This is a genomic window from Kitasatospora sp. NPDC029312, from assembly GCF_055569215.1.
On the sequence record NZ_JBVHXY010000013.1, the window covers coordinates 31,797 to 45,472 of the forward strand.

The 13,676-nt window shown below is 73.2% G+C and carries 14 protein-coding genes; 13 read left to right on the plus strand and 1 reads right to left on the minus strand.

From position 1 onward, the window contains the following. A partial coding sequence (locus ACZ4WV_RS13490; RefSeq protein WP_465745995.1) for an SAM-dependent methyltransferase occupies positions 1-894 on the minus strand: 894 nt, incomplete at its 3' end. A 129-nt stretch (positions 895-1,023) separates the two neighbouring features. Here ACZ4WV_RS13490 and ACZ4WV_RS13495 point away from each other — a divergent pair. From ACZ4WV_RS13495 to ACZ4WV_RS13555, 13 genes are all read left to right on the plus strand, one after another. Next, complete coding sequence (locus ACZ4WV_RS13495) at positions 1,024-2,247, plus strand: sensor histidine kinase (RefSeq protein ID WP_465745997.1); 1,224 nt, start codon at positions 1,024-1,026, stop codon at positions 2,245-2,247. A gap of 23 nt (positions 2,248-2,270) precedes the next feature. Continuing rightward, positions 2,271-2,960 (plus strand): response regulator, encoded by a 690-nt coding sequence (locus ACZ4WV_RS13500; protein WP_465745999.1) that lies wholly within the window; start codon positions 2,271-2,273, stop codon positions 2,958-2,960. Between the two features lie 74 nt (positions 2,961-3,034). Further along, entirely contained in the window at positions 3,035-3,997 is a 963-nt protein-coding gene (locus tag ACZ4WV_RS13505) for a Rossmann-like and DUF2520 domain-containing protein (protein WP_465746001.1), read from the plus strand. Further along, on the plus strand, positions 3,998-4,903 hold the full coding sequence (gene panC / locus ACZ4WV_RS13510) for a pantoate--beta-alanine ligase (RefSeq protein WP_465746003.1): 906 nt from the start codon (positions 3,998-4,000) through the stop codon (positions 4,901-4,903). 87 nt (positions 4,904-4,990) lie between these two features. Beyond that, a complete protein-coding gene (gene panD / locus ACZ4WV_RS13515; RefSeq protein ID WP_465746005.1) occupies positions 4,991-5,440 on the plus strand; it encodes an aspartate 1-decarboxylase in 450 nt (149 codons plus the stop codon). Between the two features lie 15 nt (positions 5,441-5,455). Then, positions 5,456-7,129, plus strand: a complete 1,674-nt coding sequence (locus ACZ4WV_RS13520; protein ID WP_465746007.1) for an L-aspartate oxidase — start codon at positions 5,456-5,458, stop codon at positions 7,127-7,129. 4 nt (positions 7,130-7,133) lie between these two features. Then, positions 7,134-8,135: a carboxylating nicotinate-nucleotide diphosphorylase gene (nadC, locus tag ACZ4WV_RS13525; RefSeq protein WP_465746009.1), complete on the plus strand. Its 1,002-nt coding sequence runs from the start codon at positions 7,134-7,136 to the stop codon at positions 8,133-8,135. A gap of 46 nt (positions 8,136-8,181) precedes the next feature. Beyond that, the gene (locus ACZ4WV_RS13530; protein ID WP_465746011.1) at positions 8,182-8,967 is read left to right on the plus strand and encodes a type III pantothenate kinase; all 786 of its coding nucleotides are present in this window, start codon (positions 8,182-8,184) and stop codon (positions 8,965-8,967) included. Between the two features lie 97 nt (positions 8,968-9,064). Further along, positions 9,065-9,805 (plus strand): hypothetical protein, encoded by a 741-nt coding sequence (locus ACZ4WV_RS13535; RefSeq protein WP_465746013.1) that lies wholly within the window; start codon positions 9,065-9,067, stop codon positions 9,803-9,805. After that, on the plus strand, positions 9,802-11,505 hold the full coding sequence (lysX, locus tag ACZ4WV_RS13540) for a bifunctional lysylphosphatidylglycerol synthetase/lysine--tRNA ligase LysX (RefSeq protein WP_465746228.1): 1,704 nt from the start codon (positions 9,802-9,804) through the stop codon (positions 11,503-11,505). Before ACZ4WV_RS13535 ends, lysX begins: the two co-directional genes overlap by 4 nt. Before the next feature lie 356 nt (positions 11,506-11,861). Next, positions 11,862-12,314, plus strand: a complete 453-nt coding sequence (locus tag ACZ4WV_RS13545) for a BlaI/MecI/CopY family transcriptional regulator (RefSeq protein ID WP_465746015.1) — start codon at positions 11,862-11,864, stop codon at positions 12,312-12,314. Positions 12,315-12,323: 9 nt separating this feature from the next. Next, positions 12,324-12,860, plus strand: a complete 537-nt coding sequence (locus tag ACZ4WV_RS13550; RefSeq protein WP_465746017.1) for an amino-acid N-acetyltransferase — start codon at positions 12,324-12,326, stop codon at positions 12,858-12,860. 91 nt (positions 12,861-12,951) lie between these two features. After that, positions 12,952-13,302: a histone-like nucleoid-structuring protein Lsr2 gene (locus ACZ4WV_RS13555; protein ID WP_350743397.1), complete on the plus strand. Its 351-nt coding sequence runs from the start codon at positions 12,952-12,954 to the stop codon at positions 13,300-13,302. Positions 13,303-13,676: the final 374 nt, after the last annotated feature.

Sequence of the window (13,676 nt, forward strand, 5' to 3'; positions counted from 1 at the left end):
CCCCGACTGGGCGGGTACGGGGGGGGGGGCCGGGGGGGGGGGGGAGGAAAGCGAGACCCCCCCCCCCCCCCCCCTCACCCCGAGTGCGCGCAGGGCCTCGCGCTGGGTCGTCCACAGGCTGTGGAGACCGGGCACGGCGATCGCGTCCAGCGCGACGTGCGCGGTGACGTCGCAGGAGCCGTCCGGGACCGGTGCGACCTCGCGGCCGTCCCGGAAACCGGCGTACGTCCCGAACGGCGGCCGCCGCCCGGCGGTGTGCCCGTAGTCCACGGCGACGGCCAGTCCGCGGTCCAGTCCGGCCACCGCCCGCGCCCAGGCGGCGTCCCGGGGGCCGCCGAACTCCACCACGTCGCCCGGCCCGCCGACCGGCCACCAGCGCTCGGCCCAGGCCGCGTCCGCCGCCGAGACCGGTTCGCCGAGGCGCTGGTCACCGGTGGCGGTGTCCACCTCCCGGTAGCGCAGCACCCCCTCCTCGTCGACCTCCCCGACGTCCAGCGGCACGTTGTCCAGCCACTCGTTGGCGAACAGCAGCCCGGTCACGCCCCGCGGCGGCGCGTCCGTCCACAGGGCTGTGGACGGCAGTCCGGCCGGGCGCGGCGCGACCTCCACCCCGTACGGGCGCAGCCGGGCCAGCACCTCGCCGGGCAGTTCGGCCAGGACGCCGGTCAGCAGTTCCCCGCGCCCGGCCCCGACGTCCACCAGGGCCAGCTCCTCCGGACGGCCGAGGGCCTCGTCAACCTCCAGCAGCAGCCGGGCCACCGCACGGGCGAACCCCGGCGAGGCGTGCACCGAGGTGCGGAAGTGCCCCGCCGGGCCCTCCGGCCTGCGGTAGAAGCCGCCGACCGGGTCGTACAGCGCCCGTTCCACGGCGGGCGCCCAACGCATCCACGTCATGGGGCGGGACGCTACCCGGCCGCGGGCGACCCCTCCCAACCGCAGCCGGGGCTTCTCCGACCTAGGGAGTAGGTCGGATCGCCCTACCGGCGGACCTGGGCACCTCGTGCGACTGCCTAGGCTTGAGACGTGCATCGACTCAACGCCTGGCTCCGCCGTCACCCGATGGTGGTCGACGCCGCCTGGGCGTCGATCGTGCTCCTGATCGGCCTCCTGCCGAACAGCGACTCCGGCTCCGGCGCGCGCCTCGACGCCGGTCTCCTGATCGCGGTGCTGCTGCCGCTGCTGATGGTCTTCCGCCGGCGCTTCCCCGACGTCACCGTCGCCGGCGCCACCGGAGTCGCCCTCGGCCAGGTGGTCGCCGACGTCGACCCGGGCGGCTCCGCCATCGCCTACCTGGTCTTCGCCTACACCGGCGCCGCCTTCGGCCAGAAGTGGACCTCCCGGCTGGCCCTGGCCGCCGGGCTGGCCGCCGGACCGCTGGTGTTCTGGCGGATGAACCCGATGAAGACGGAGCTGCGCGCCGGCGAGGCGCACACCCGCCCGTACTCCATCGGCGAGGCGGTGCTGATCACCGTGCTGATGAGCACCCCGTTCATCCTCTGCTGGGCCTGGGGCCGGCTGACCCGGGTGCGCCGCGCCTACCTGACCGAGCTGGAGGACCGCGCGGCCCGGTTGGAACGCGAACGGGACGCCCAGGCCAAGGTGGCGGTCGCCGCCGAGCGCGCCCGGATCGCCCGCGAGCTGCACGACGTGGTCGCGCACAACGTGTCGGTGATGATCGTCCAGGCCGACGGCGCGGCGTACGTCCTCGACAACTCCCCGCAGCAGGCGAAGGAGGCGCTCGGCACGATCGCCTCCACCGGCCGGCAGGCGCTGGTCGAGATGCGCCGCCTGCTGGGCGTGCTGCGCACCGCCGACACCACCGAGGAGTACGTCCCGCAGCCCGGCGTCGAGGAACTGCCCGAGTTGCTGGAGCAGGTGCGCACGGCCGGGCTGCGGGTGGACTACGCGACCTCCGGGCACCCGCGCGAGCTGCCGCGCGGCGTCGAGCTGACGGTCTACCGGATCGTCCAGGAGGCGCTCACCAACGTCCGCAAGCACGGCGGCCCCGACGTGCACGCCCGGGTCGCGGTCGACTTCGGCGAACGCGAACTGGCCGTCCTGGTGGAGGACGACGGGCGCGGCAGCACCGACGAACAGCTGGCCACCGGCGGCGCGGACGGTCTGGGCCACGGCCTGATCGGCATGCGCGAGCGGGTCGGCATGGTCAGCGGCAGCCTCGACGTGGGCCCCCGCCCCGGCGGCGGCTTCCGGATCCGAGCCGTCCTCCCGCTCAAGGCCGCACACTGACCCCGCCCCCCTTAGGAGCCACCTTGACCATCCGCGTGATGCTCGTCGACGACCAGGAGCTGCTGCGCACCGGCTTCCGGATGATCCTCCAGTCGCAGGGTGACATCGAGATCGCCGCCGAGGCGGGCGACGGCGCGCAGGCCCTGGAGCGGCTGCGGCACACGCCGGTGGACGTGATCCTGATGGACGTGCGGATGCCACGCCTGGACGGTGTGCAGGCGACCCGCCGGATCTGCCTGGCCGAGGACGGCAGCCCGCTGCCGGACGCCCCGCACGTGCTCATCCTCACCACCTTCGACCTGGACGAGTACGCCTTCGCCGCGCTCAAGGCCGGTGCCAGCGGCTTCCTGCTCAAGGACGTCCCGCCGACCGAGCTGGTGGCCGCGATCCGCGCGGTGCACGGCGGGGACGCGGTGGTCGCCCCGACCACCACCCGCCGGATGATCGACCGCTTCGCGGAGGTGCTGCCGACGCCGCAGAGCGCGCCCGGCTCGGACGTCCTCGGCCCGCTGACCGAGCGCGAGCGGGAGGTGTTCCTGCTGGTCGCCCAGGGCCTGTCGAACGGCGAGATCGCGGCCCGGCTGGTGCTCTCCGAGGCCACCGTGAAGACCCATGTCGGCCGGATCCTGGCCAAGCTCGGGCTGCGCGACCGGGTGCAGGCCGTGGTGCTGGCCTACGAGGCCGGGCTGATCCGGGCCGGGGCGGCGGACTGACCCGCCCGTACACTGGGGCGGTACGTCCGGTACCCGCAGGTGGACCGGAACGGCCATTCAGGACAAGGGTGGACATGAGTTCGTCCGACTTCAGCGAGTTCGCCCCGCTCGCCGACGGTCTCGGCGACCAGGCTTTCGGTGATCCCGGCGACCCGGGCAACCGGCCGGCCCGGCTGGCCGTGGGCGTGGTCGGCACCGGCCGGGTCGGCCCCGCGCTGGGAGCCGCGCTGCAGCTCGCCGGGCACACCGTGGTCGCCGCCTCCGGGGTGTCCGCCGCCTCCCGCCGCCGGGCCGACGCGCTGCTGCCGGGCGTGCGGATCGTCACCCCGCCGCAGGTCATGGCCGCCGCCGACCTCGTCCTGCTGACCGTCCCGGACGACGCGCTGGCCGACCTGGTGGCCGGCCTCGCATCCACCGGCGCCGTCCGCCCCGGCCAGCTGCTCGTGCACACCTCCGGTGCGCACGGCGTCGGCATCCTGGAGCCCGCGACCCGGGCCGGGGCGCTGCCGCTGGCCCTGCACCCCGCGATGACCTTCACCGGCACCTCCGTGGACCTGGCCCGGCTGGCCGGCTGCCCGTTCGGCGTGACCTCCCCCGAGGAGCTGCGGCCGGTCGCCGAGGCGCTGGTGGTGGAGATGGGCGGCGAGCCCGAGTGGGTGCCCGAGGAGGTCCGCCCGCTCTACCACACGGCCCTCGCCCACGGCGCGAACCACCTGGTCACCCTGGTCACCCAGGCGATGGACCTGCTGCGCACGGCCGGCGTCGCCGAGCCCGGCCGGATGCTGGGCCCGCTGCTCGGGGCCGCCCTGGACAACAGCCTGCGCTCGGGCGACGCGGCCCTGACCGGCCCGGTCGCCCGGGGCGACGCGGGGACCGTACGGCGCCACCTGGCGCAGCTCAGTACGGTGTCCCCGGACATCCCGGCGGCCTACCGGGCGATGGCCCGCGCCACCGCGCAGCGGGCGCTCGCCAACGGGACGATCGACGAAACGTCGGCGGCGGCGCTGCTGGACGTACTGAACGAGGAGAAGCGGTAGATGGCACGCGGTAAGCAGCCGAACAAGCCCCAGCGGACGCCGAAGGTCCACCGGGCGGTCGTCACGCACACCGTGGACGACTTCGAGGCCGCGTTCTGGCCGGACGAGCAGCCGGTGGACAACGCCGTCGTGATGACCATGGGCGCCCTCCACGAGGGCCACGCGGCGCTGATCCGGGCCGCCCGCAAGCAGGTCGGCCGGGAGGGCCGGGTCGCCGTGACGGTCTTCGTCAACCCGCTGCAGTTCGGCCCGTCCGAGGACCTGGACCGCTACCCGCGCACCCTCGACGCCGACGTGAAGCTGGCCGAGGAGAACGGCGCCGACGTGGTGTTCGCGCCCTCCGTCGAGGAGGTCTACCCGAACGGCGAGCCGCAGGTGCGCCTGACAGCCGGCCCGATGGGCGAGCGCTTCGAGGGCGCCTCCCGGCCCGGCCACTTCGACGGCGTGCTGACCGTGGTGGCCAAGCTGCTGCACATCACCGACCCGGACTTCGCCTTCTTCGGCGAGAAGGACGCCCAGCAGCTCGCGGTCATCCAGCGGATGGTCGCCGACCTGGACTTCGACGTGGAGATCGTCGGCGTGCCGACCGTCCGCGAGGAGGACGGCCTCGCCCTGTCCTCGCGCAACCGCTACCTCTCCGAGGAGGAGCGCGGTCACGCGCTCGCCCTCTCCCGGGCCCTGTTCGCCGGCCGGGACGCCGCCGCCCAGGGCCCGCAGGCCGTGCGCGAGGCCGCCTCGGCCGTCCTCGACGGCGCCGAAGGCGTCACCCTCGACTACCTCGCCCTGATCGACCCGCACTCCTTCACCGAGGCGGCGGAAGACTTCCAGGGCGAGGCGGTGCTGGCCGTCGCCGCGAAGGTGGGCTCCACCCGCCTGATCGACAACGTCCGCATCATCGTCCGGTAGACCAGGCAACCGGTCAGCAATCCCCGTTCAGGCATGCACTCTCTCCCGGCCCGCCGGCCGGGTGGCACCCCCAGGAGGCGTGACCCCATGCTCCGCACCATGCTCAAGTCCAAGATCCACCGGGCCACCGTGACCCAGGCCGACCTCCACTACGTCGGCTCCGTCACGGTGGACGAGGACCTGCTCGACGCCGCCGACCTGCTCCCCGGCGAGCTGGTCCACATCGTCGACATCAACAACGGCGCCCGCCTGGAGACGTACACCATCGCCGGCCCGCGCGGCACCGGCGTGATCGGCATCAACGGCGCCGCCGCCCGCCTCGTCCACCCCGGCGACCTCGTCATACTCATCGCCTACGGGCAGATGGACACGGCCGAGGCCAAGGGCTACGAGCCGAAGGTCGTCTTCGTGGACGGGCAGAACCGGATCACCGGCCTGGGCGGTGACCCGGCCGAGGCCCAGGAGGGCACCGGACTGCTGCGCGGTGACAGGGCGTACGGTGGCGACAACGGCGCGGCCGCCGCGGCCACGCGCTGAAGGAGCCACAGAGCCATGTCCGTCACGCACCGCCTCACCGCCCCGGCCCCCGGCTGGACCGCCACCGCCGACGTGGTCGTGGTCGGCTCCGGGGTCGCCGGACTCACCGTCGCCCTCAACGTCCGCAAGGCCGGCCTGCGGGCCATGGTGGTCACTAAGGCGATGCTGGACGAGGGCTCGACCCGCTGGGCCCAGGGCGGCATCGCCGCCGCCCTGGGTGAGGGCGACACCCCCGCCCAGCACCTGGACGACACCCTGGTGGCCGGCGCCGGCCTCTGCGACGAGGACGCCGTCCGCACCCTGGTCACCGAGGGCCCGGACGCCGTCCGCCGACTGATCGCGACCGGCGCCCTGTTCGACCGCGACGGGGCCGGGGAGATCCTGCTCACCCGCGAGGGCGGCCACCACCGCCGCCGGATCGCGCACGCGGGCGGGGACGCCACCGGCGCCGAGATATCGCGCGCCCTGGTCGCCGCCGTCCGCAGCGACCCGGGCATCGAGCTCATCGAACACGCCCTCGTCCTCGACCTGCTGACCGACGCCGAGGGCCACGCCGCCGGCCTGACCCTGCACGTGATGGGCGAGGGCCAGCGGGACGGCGTCGGCGCCGTCCGGGCCCGCGCGGTGGTGCTCGCCACCGGCGGCATGGGCCAGGTGTTCTCCGCCACCACCAACCCGGCGGTCTCCACCGGCGACGGCGTGGCGCTCGCGCTGCGGGCCGGCGCCGCCGTCACCGACCTGGAGTTCGTCCAGTTCCACCCGACCGTGCTCTGGCTCGGCCCCGACGCCGAGGGCCAGCAGCCGCTGGTCTCCGAGGCCGTCCGCGGGGAGGGCGCCCACCTGGTGGACGCGGACGGCGTCCGCTTCATGGTGGGGCAGCACGAGCTGGCCGAACTCGCCCCGCGCGACATCGTCGCCAAGGCGATCACCCAGCGCATGCTGGAACAGGGCGCCGAGCACATGTTCCTGGACGGCCGGCACTTCGGCGCCGAGATGTGGGAGCACCGCTTCCCGACCATCCTCGCCTCCTGCCGCGCGCACGGCATCGACCCGGTCACCGAGCCCATCCCGGTCGCCCCGGCCGCGCACTACGCCTCCGGCGGCGTCCGCACCGACCGGCACGGCCGCACGAGCGTCCCGGGCCTGTACGCCTGCGGCGAGGTCGCCTGCACCGGGGTGCACGGCGCCAACCGGCTGGCCTCCAACTCGCTGCTGGAGGGCCTGGTCTTCGCCGAGCGGATCGCCGCGGACCTGGCCGGGCGCCACCGCGCCGGCGAGCTGCCCGAGCGCACGGTGGACGTCGCCGCCGCCCGGGCCGCACAGCCCGTGCCGTTGCCGCCCTCCGAGGCACGGGCCGAGATCCAGCGGCTGATGTCGCGCGGCGCGGGCGTGCTGCGCTCGGCCGACTCGATGGCCGACACGGCGGCCGGGCTGGCCCTGCTCTCCGAGCAGGCCCGCGCGCACGTGGCCGAGGAGAAGCCCGCCGACCCGCGGGTGGAGACCTGGGAGGCCGCCAACCTGCTACTGGTCTCCACCGCCCTGGTCGCGGCCGCCGCGCAACGCGAGGAGACCCGCGGCTGCCACTGGCGCGAGGACTTCCCCGAGCGCGACGACGCCCACTGGCGGCGCCACCTGATCACCACCCTCGCCGCCACCGGCGGTCCCGTCAGCACCCCTGAGGAGCAGTAGAACCATGACCCACCCCCACGAGGAACTCCCCCTGGCCGACCTGGGCCCCTCCTCGCCGACGGCGGGCGAGCAGGGTGGCGGCTGCGGCGACGGCTGCGCCTGCGGGGACGGCGAGGGCTACGAGACCGGACTGGACCCGCAGCTGGCCGAGCTGCTGGAGCGGGCCGGACTGGACCCGATCGAGGTCGAGGACGTCGCCACCCTGGCGCTGGCCGAGGACCTGGCCGGCGGCGAGGACGTCACCTCGGTGGCGACCGTGCCCGCCGACGCCGTCGCCACCGCCGACTTCACCGCCCGCCAGGCGGGCGTGGTGGCGGGCCTGCGGGTCGCCGAGGCGGTCGTCTCGCTGGTCTGCGAGGAGGACTTCGAGGTCGAGCGGCACGTCGAGGACGGCGACCGGGTCGAGGCCGGCCAGGTGCTGCTCTCGGTCCGCTCCCGCACCCGCGACCTGCTGACCGCCGAGCGCAGCGCGCTCAACCTGCTCTGCCACCTGTCCGGCATCGCCACCGCGACCCGCGCCTGGGCGGACGCCCTGGAGGGCACCGGCGCGGTGGTCCGCGACACCCGCAAGACCACGCCGGGCCTGCGCGCGCTGGAGAAGTTCGCGGTGCGCTGCGGCGGCGGCGCCAACCACCGGATGGCGCTGTCCGACGCCGCCCTGGTGAAGGACAACCACGTGGTCGCGGCCGGCGGCGTGGCCGAGGCGTTTCGGGCCGTCCGGGCCGCGTACCCGGAGCTTCCGGTCGAGGTCGAGGTCGACACCGTGGAACAGATCGCGCCGGTGCTGGAGGCCGGGGCCGACCTGATCCTGCTGGACAACTTCACCGTCGAGCAGCTGAAGGAGGCCGTCGCGCTGGTGGCGGGCCGGGCGAAGCTGGAGGCCTCCGGCGGACTGACCCTGGCCACCGCGCGGGAGGTCGCCCAGACTGGTGTCGACTACCTGGCCGTGGGCGCGCTGACCCACTCCTCGCCGATCCTGGACATCGGCCTGGACCTGCGCGCCTGACCGTCAGGCCGAGAGCAGTCCCGTCCCGACTCGTAGAAAGCGCCCCATGCTCCTCACCATCGACGTCGGCAACACCCAGACCACACTCGGCCTGTTCGACGGCGAGGAAGTGGTGGAACACTGGCGGATCTCCACCGATCCGCGCCGCACGGCCGACGAACTGGCGGTGCTGCTCCAGGGACTGATGGGCAACCACACCGCGGTCAAGGAGGCCACGGTGGAGGGCCTGGCGATCTGCTCCTCCGTACCCGCCGTGCTCCACGAGCTCCGCGAGGTGACCCGCCGCTACTACGGCGACGTCCCCGCGGTGATCGTGGAGCCGGGGGTGAAGACCGGGGTGCACGTCCTGATGGACAACCCCAAGGAGGTCGGCGCGGACCGGATCGTCAACGCGCTGGCCGCCAACCACCTGTACGGCGGCCCGTGCATCGTGGTCGACTTCGGCACCGCGACCACCTTCGACGCGGTCAACGCCCGGGGCGACTACGTCGGCGGGGCGATCGCCCCCGGCATCGAGATCTCGGTCGAGGCGCTCGGCGTCCGCGGCGCCCAGCTGCGCAAGATCGAGCTGGCCCGCCCGCGCAACGTGATCGGCAAGAACACCGTCGAGGGCATGCAGTCCGGCATCCTCTACGGCTTCGCCGGCCAGGTCGACGGCCTGGTCGACCGGATGGCCCGGGAGCTCGCCAAGGACCCGGACGACGTCCAGGTGATCGCCACCGGCGGCCTCGCCCCCCTGGTCCTCGGCGAGGCCACCACCATCGACGTACACGAACCCTGGCTGACCCTGATCGGCCTGCGACTGGTCTACGAGCGCAACCGGCCGACCTGACCCCGGTCCGGGACACGGGTCCTTCCAGCGGGCCGACCGTGGGGAATTCCGCGCGACATTACCGACAAATCGGATATTCGTCACGTAGTGTCAACCCATGCCTACGCCACACGGATCGCGCGGCGGCATGGCCTTCAGCGCCGACGAAGTCCGCGTGCTGCGCCGAGCCCTCGCCCAAGCCCTACACCCCGCCGTCCCCGTCCACCTCCAGGGGCCCGACCGGACGGCGTTCGCCGGGCCGGGCGCCGACGTGTGGGCGGAGGACGTCCAGGACGCCCTGCGCCTGACCGAGGCGATCGACGAGGCCGTCCAGGAAGGCGGCCGACTGCGCACCTTCCTGCTCGCCGACCTCTACCGCTACCGCTCCGCCCTGCCCGGCAGCGCCTCCGGCTACCTGGAACGCCTGGAGGAGGCCGTGGCCGACGGCTACCTGCCCGGTCCCGAGGACCTCACCGCGCTGCGCGGGCTGACCCGCCAACCCTGCGGCCACGGCGAGCGGGCCCGCCGCTCCCGGCTGGCCGGCCGCTGCCACGCGCTGGCCGAGGCCGCCGTCCGCGAACGGCTCGCCCTCACCGCCGGGCAACCGCGCCACCTGGTGGCCGTACCGAACCCCGCCGCACCACCGAGCAGTCACCCCACCCCTGTAGGAGGACGGACCACGATGAGCAGCACCGACTCCCGCCCGGAGCAGCCCGCCGCCGCGAAGACCCCGCCCCGCCCGCACCGGATGCCCACCCCGGCCGAACTCTTCGGCCGCCGCCCCAAGCCCCCGGCGCACCCCGCCCCGCCGGCCGACGAGGCCCCGGAAGAGATCGAACTCCGCACCGGCACCGGCTGAACCACCCGCACCCCGGAGGGGAGCCCGCCGAAGCGGCGGGCCCCCCTCGCGCGTCATCCCGTCGTCACGCGTCATCCCGTCGTCCCCGTCGTCACGCGTCATCCCGGCGCGGAGCACGGTGTACGGCTGGCTACCCTTGTGGGGTGAGCGATCAGAGCGTCATTCCCGCGACCGACGACCTTCCCGAGCAGATGCGCGTCCGGCGCGAGAAGCTGGACCGGCTCCGGGAGGCCGGTGTCGACCCGTACCCGGTCGGATTCCCCCGTACCAGCACCATCGCCGACCTGCGCGCCAAGCACCCGGACCTGGAGCCCGACACCGCGACCGGCGAGCGCGCCGGCATCACCGGCCGGGTGATCCTCTCCCGCACCGGCGGCAAGCTCTGCTTCGCCACCCTGCGCGACGGCAGCGGCGATCTCCAGGTGATGCTCTCCCTGGACAAGCTGGGCGCCGAGCGGCTGGCGGCCTGGAAGGCCGACATCGACCTCGGTGACCAGGTCGGCGTCGAGGGCGAGGTGATCACCTCCCGGCGCGGCGAGCTGTCGGTGATGGTGGACCGCTGGGAGCTCACCGCCAAGTGCCTGCGCCCGCTGCCGGACAAGCACAAGGGTCTGACCGACCCGGAGGCCCGGGTCCGCCAGCGGTACGTCGACCTGATCGTGAACCCCGAGGCCCGCGAGATCCTGCACCTGCGCAGCAAGGTCGTCCGCTCGATCCGCCGCACCTACGAGGACCGCGGCTACATCGAGGTCGAGACCCCGATGCTGCAGCCGGTGCACGGCGGCGCCAACGCCCGTCCGTTCAAGACCCACATCAACGCGTACGACATCGACCTCTACATGCGCATCGCGCCGGAGCTCTACCTCAAGCGGCTGGTGGTCGGCGGCGCCGAGAAGGTCTTCGAGATCAACCGCAACTTCCGCAACGAGGGCGCCGACTCCACCCACAACCCGGAGTTCACCTCGCTGGAGTCGTACGAGGCCTACGGCGACTACAACACCCAGGCCGAGCTGATCCGCGAGACGATCATCAACGCCGCCCGGGACGCCCTGGGCACCACGGTGATCAAGGGCCTGGACCCGCACGGCGTGGAGCACGAGATCGACCTGGCCGAGCCGTGGGAGGAGGTCAGCGTCTACCCGGGCATCTCCGCCCGCCTGGGCGTCGAGGTCACCCCGGAGACCGGTGTCGAGGAGCTGCGCAAGCTGGCCGCCGACCACGGCATCCCGTTCGAGAAGAACTGGGGCCACGGCCAGATCGTGCTGGAGATGGTCGAGCGCCTGCTGGAGGAGAACGCCGTCCGGCCGACCTTCATCAAGGACTACCCCACCGAGGTGTCCCCGCTGACCCGCCGGCACCGCAGCGTGGCGGGCGTGGCCGAGAAGTGGGACCTGGTGATCTTCGGCACCGAGATCGGCACCGCCTACTCCGAGCTGATCGACCCGGTCGAGCAGCGCGCCCGCCTCACCGCCCAGTCCCTGCTGGCGGCCGGCGGCGACGTCGAGGCGATGCAGGTGGACGAGGACTTCCTGCGCGCCCTGGAGTACGCGATGCCCCCGACCGGTGGCCTCGGCCTCGGCGTGGACCGCCTGATCATGCTGCTGACCGGCAAGAACATCCGGGAGACCGTGCTCTTCCCGCTGGTGAAGCCGGAGCCCAAGGCATCCGCCGCGACGGCGGAGAAGACCGAGGAGGAGTGACCTGATGGATTACGTCAGCGCGATCGTGCCGCCGCTGGTCATGGCGATCGGCTTCGGATTCCTGGTGCGGGCCATCTTCCGCAGCCAGGGCGGGGCCCAGAAGGCCAAGGAAGACATCGACTGAGCCCTTCCCGAGCTCTCCGGGAGCCCGGGCCCGGGACCACCCCGGAGCGCGGCCCGTCCCGGGACCCTGCGGGGCCTCCCGGGGTCTTTCCCCGCGGACGAACCCGCGACTGACGCCGTCAGCCGCCCCTGAAGGACCCGTGCGCCGCCATTCCCGATTCCGGGGGTGGCGGCGCGCCGGTTCGGCGCACTTCACGGGACTCGCCCCATTCACTCCCTATCCTGGCGGCACTATGGTCCGGCAACTCGGCGAACTTGAGAACGCCATCATGACCCGGGTGTGGCGGTGGAACCGACCGGTGACGGTTCGCGAGGTTCTCCTGGATCTGCAGTCGGAACGCGAAATCGCCTACACCACGGTGATGACCGTCCTGGACAAGCTGCACAGAAAGGGCTGGCTGCGCCGCGAGCGGGCCGGCCGGGCCTATCGATATGAACCGGTCTCCTCGCGCGAGGCGTACACGGCGGCCCTGATGAACGACGCCTGGGCGACGAGTGACAATCCCGCGGCGGCCCTGGTCCACTTCTTCGGCCTGATGTCGCCCGAGCAACGCGAGGCGCTGCGGGACGCGTTGCGGGTGGCGGCTCTGTTCCCGTCCGATCCGCCCGGCACGGATTCCGCGGAGGACCCGCCGGATAGCGCCGGACCGGATACCGGGGAGACCGCACCGGGGGCGACGCGATAACGTCCCGCCATGGAGGTCACCATCCGCCGCGCGCGGACCACTGACGTACGGGCCGTGCGCAGGCTCATCGACGCCTACTCGCCCGACGGCATTCTGCTCGACAAGCCCACCGTCACGCTGTTCGAATCCGTCCAGGAGTTCTGGGTCGCGGAACGCGACGACGACGGCACGGTGGTGGCCTGCGGCGCGCTGCACGTCATGTGGGAGGACCTCGCGGAGGTCCGTACGCTCGCGGTCGATCCGGCCTGCCGGGGCTTCGGGATCGGGCACCTGCTGTTGGAGAAGCTGGTGCAGACGGCCCGCTGGCTCGGCGTCCGTCGGATTTTCTGCTTGACGTTCGAGGTGCCGTTCTTCGCGAAACACGGTTTCGTCGAGATCGGAGAGCTCCAGGAAACCGATGATGGTACGACAGACCCAGCGGCGATCGCTACGGATGTCTATGAAGAACTCCTCCGCTCGTACGATGAAGGTGTCGCGGAGTTCCTTGACCTGGAGCGGGTGAAGCCCAACACACTGGGCAACTCGCGCATGCTGCTGCACCTCTGAGCGGCTCCGTGCCGGTCAAGGGTTTGTGTTTTCCGGAGAAAGGCGCTTTCCTTTCCTTAGGCAATGGGTCGTTTAGCGGAAAGGGAAGCCCGTGGCACAGAGGGTGCAGGTCATTCTTGAAGACGATCTCGAGGGCGGTTCGGCGGACGAGACGGTGACGTTCGCGCTGGACGGCGTTGCCTACGAGATCGATCTGAAGAGCGCCAATGCGGACAAGTTGCGCGGTCTGCTGGCGCCTTACGTGGAGAAGGGCCGCAAGCAGAGCGGCCGCCTCGCCGGCTCCCGGCGCCCGGGCCGCGGCACCGCGGCGCGTCCGTCCGGCAGCGCTCCGGACACCGCGAAGATCCGCGCGTGGGCCAAGGAGCAGGGCATGGAGGTCAACGACCGCGGCCGGGTGCCGAGCACGGTCCGCGAGGCCTACGACAAGGCCAACGCGTCCTGAGCCCGTCGCCGCCGGCCCGGCGGAGCGGGTGCGGGCCCCGGTGGCCGCACACGGCGCCGACGACACACGCGCGGGGCGCGGAGGAGGCTCCTCCGCGCCCCGCGGCGCGCGCTCGGACGGCCGCCGTGCCACAGGGCCCGGGGCTTCCGGGGCTGCGATCCCGGGCCCGGGCTCGGGCGGCGGAACAATCACGAGTTGTGCAACGCTGTAGGAGCGAAGCGGTAACGCGGACACCACCGGGACGCCGTACCGGCGGTCCCGACCGCCGTTGAACCACCGTCACCGCGGCCGGACTTCTCGCCAGGCGAACACCGCCACCGCGGAAACTGCGCGAGAACCGCCCCGATACCGGGTATGAATGCAGGTGGGCGGGT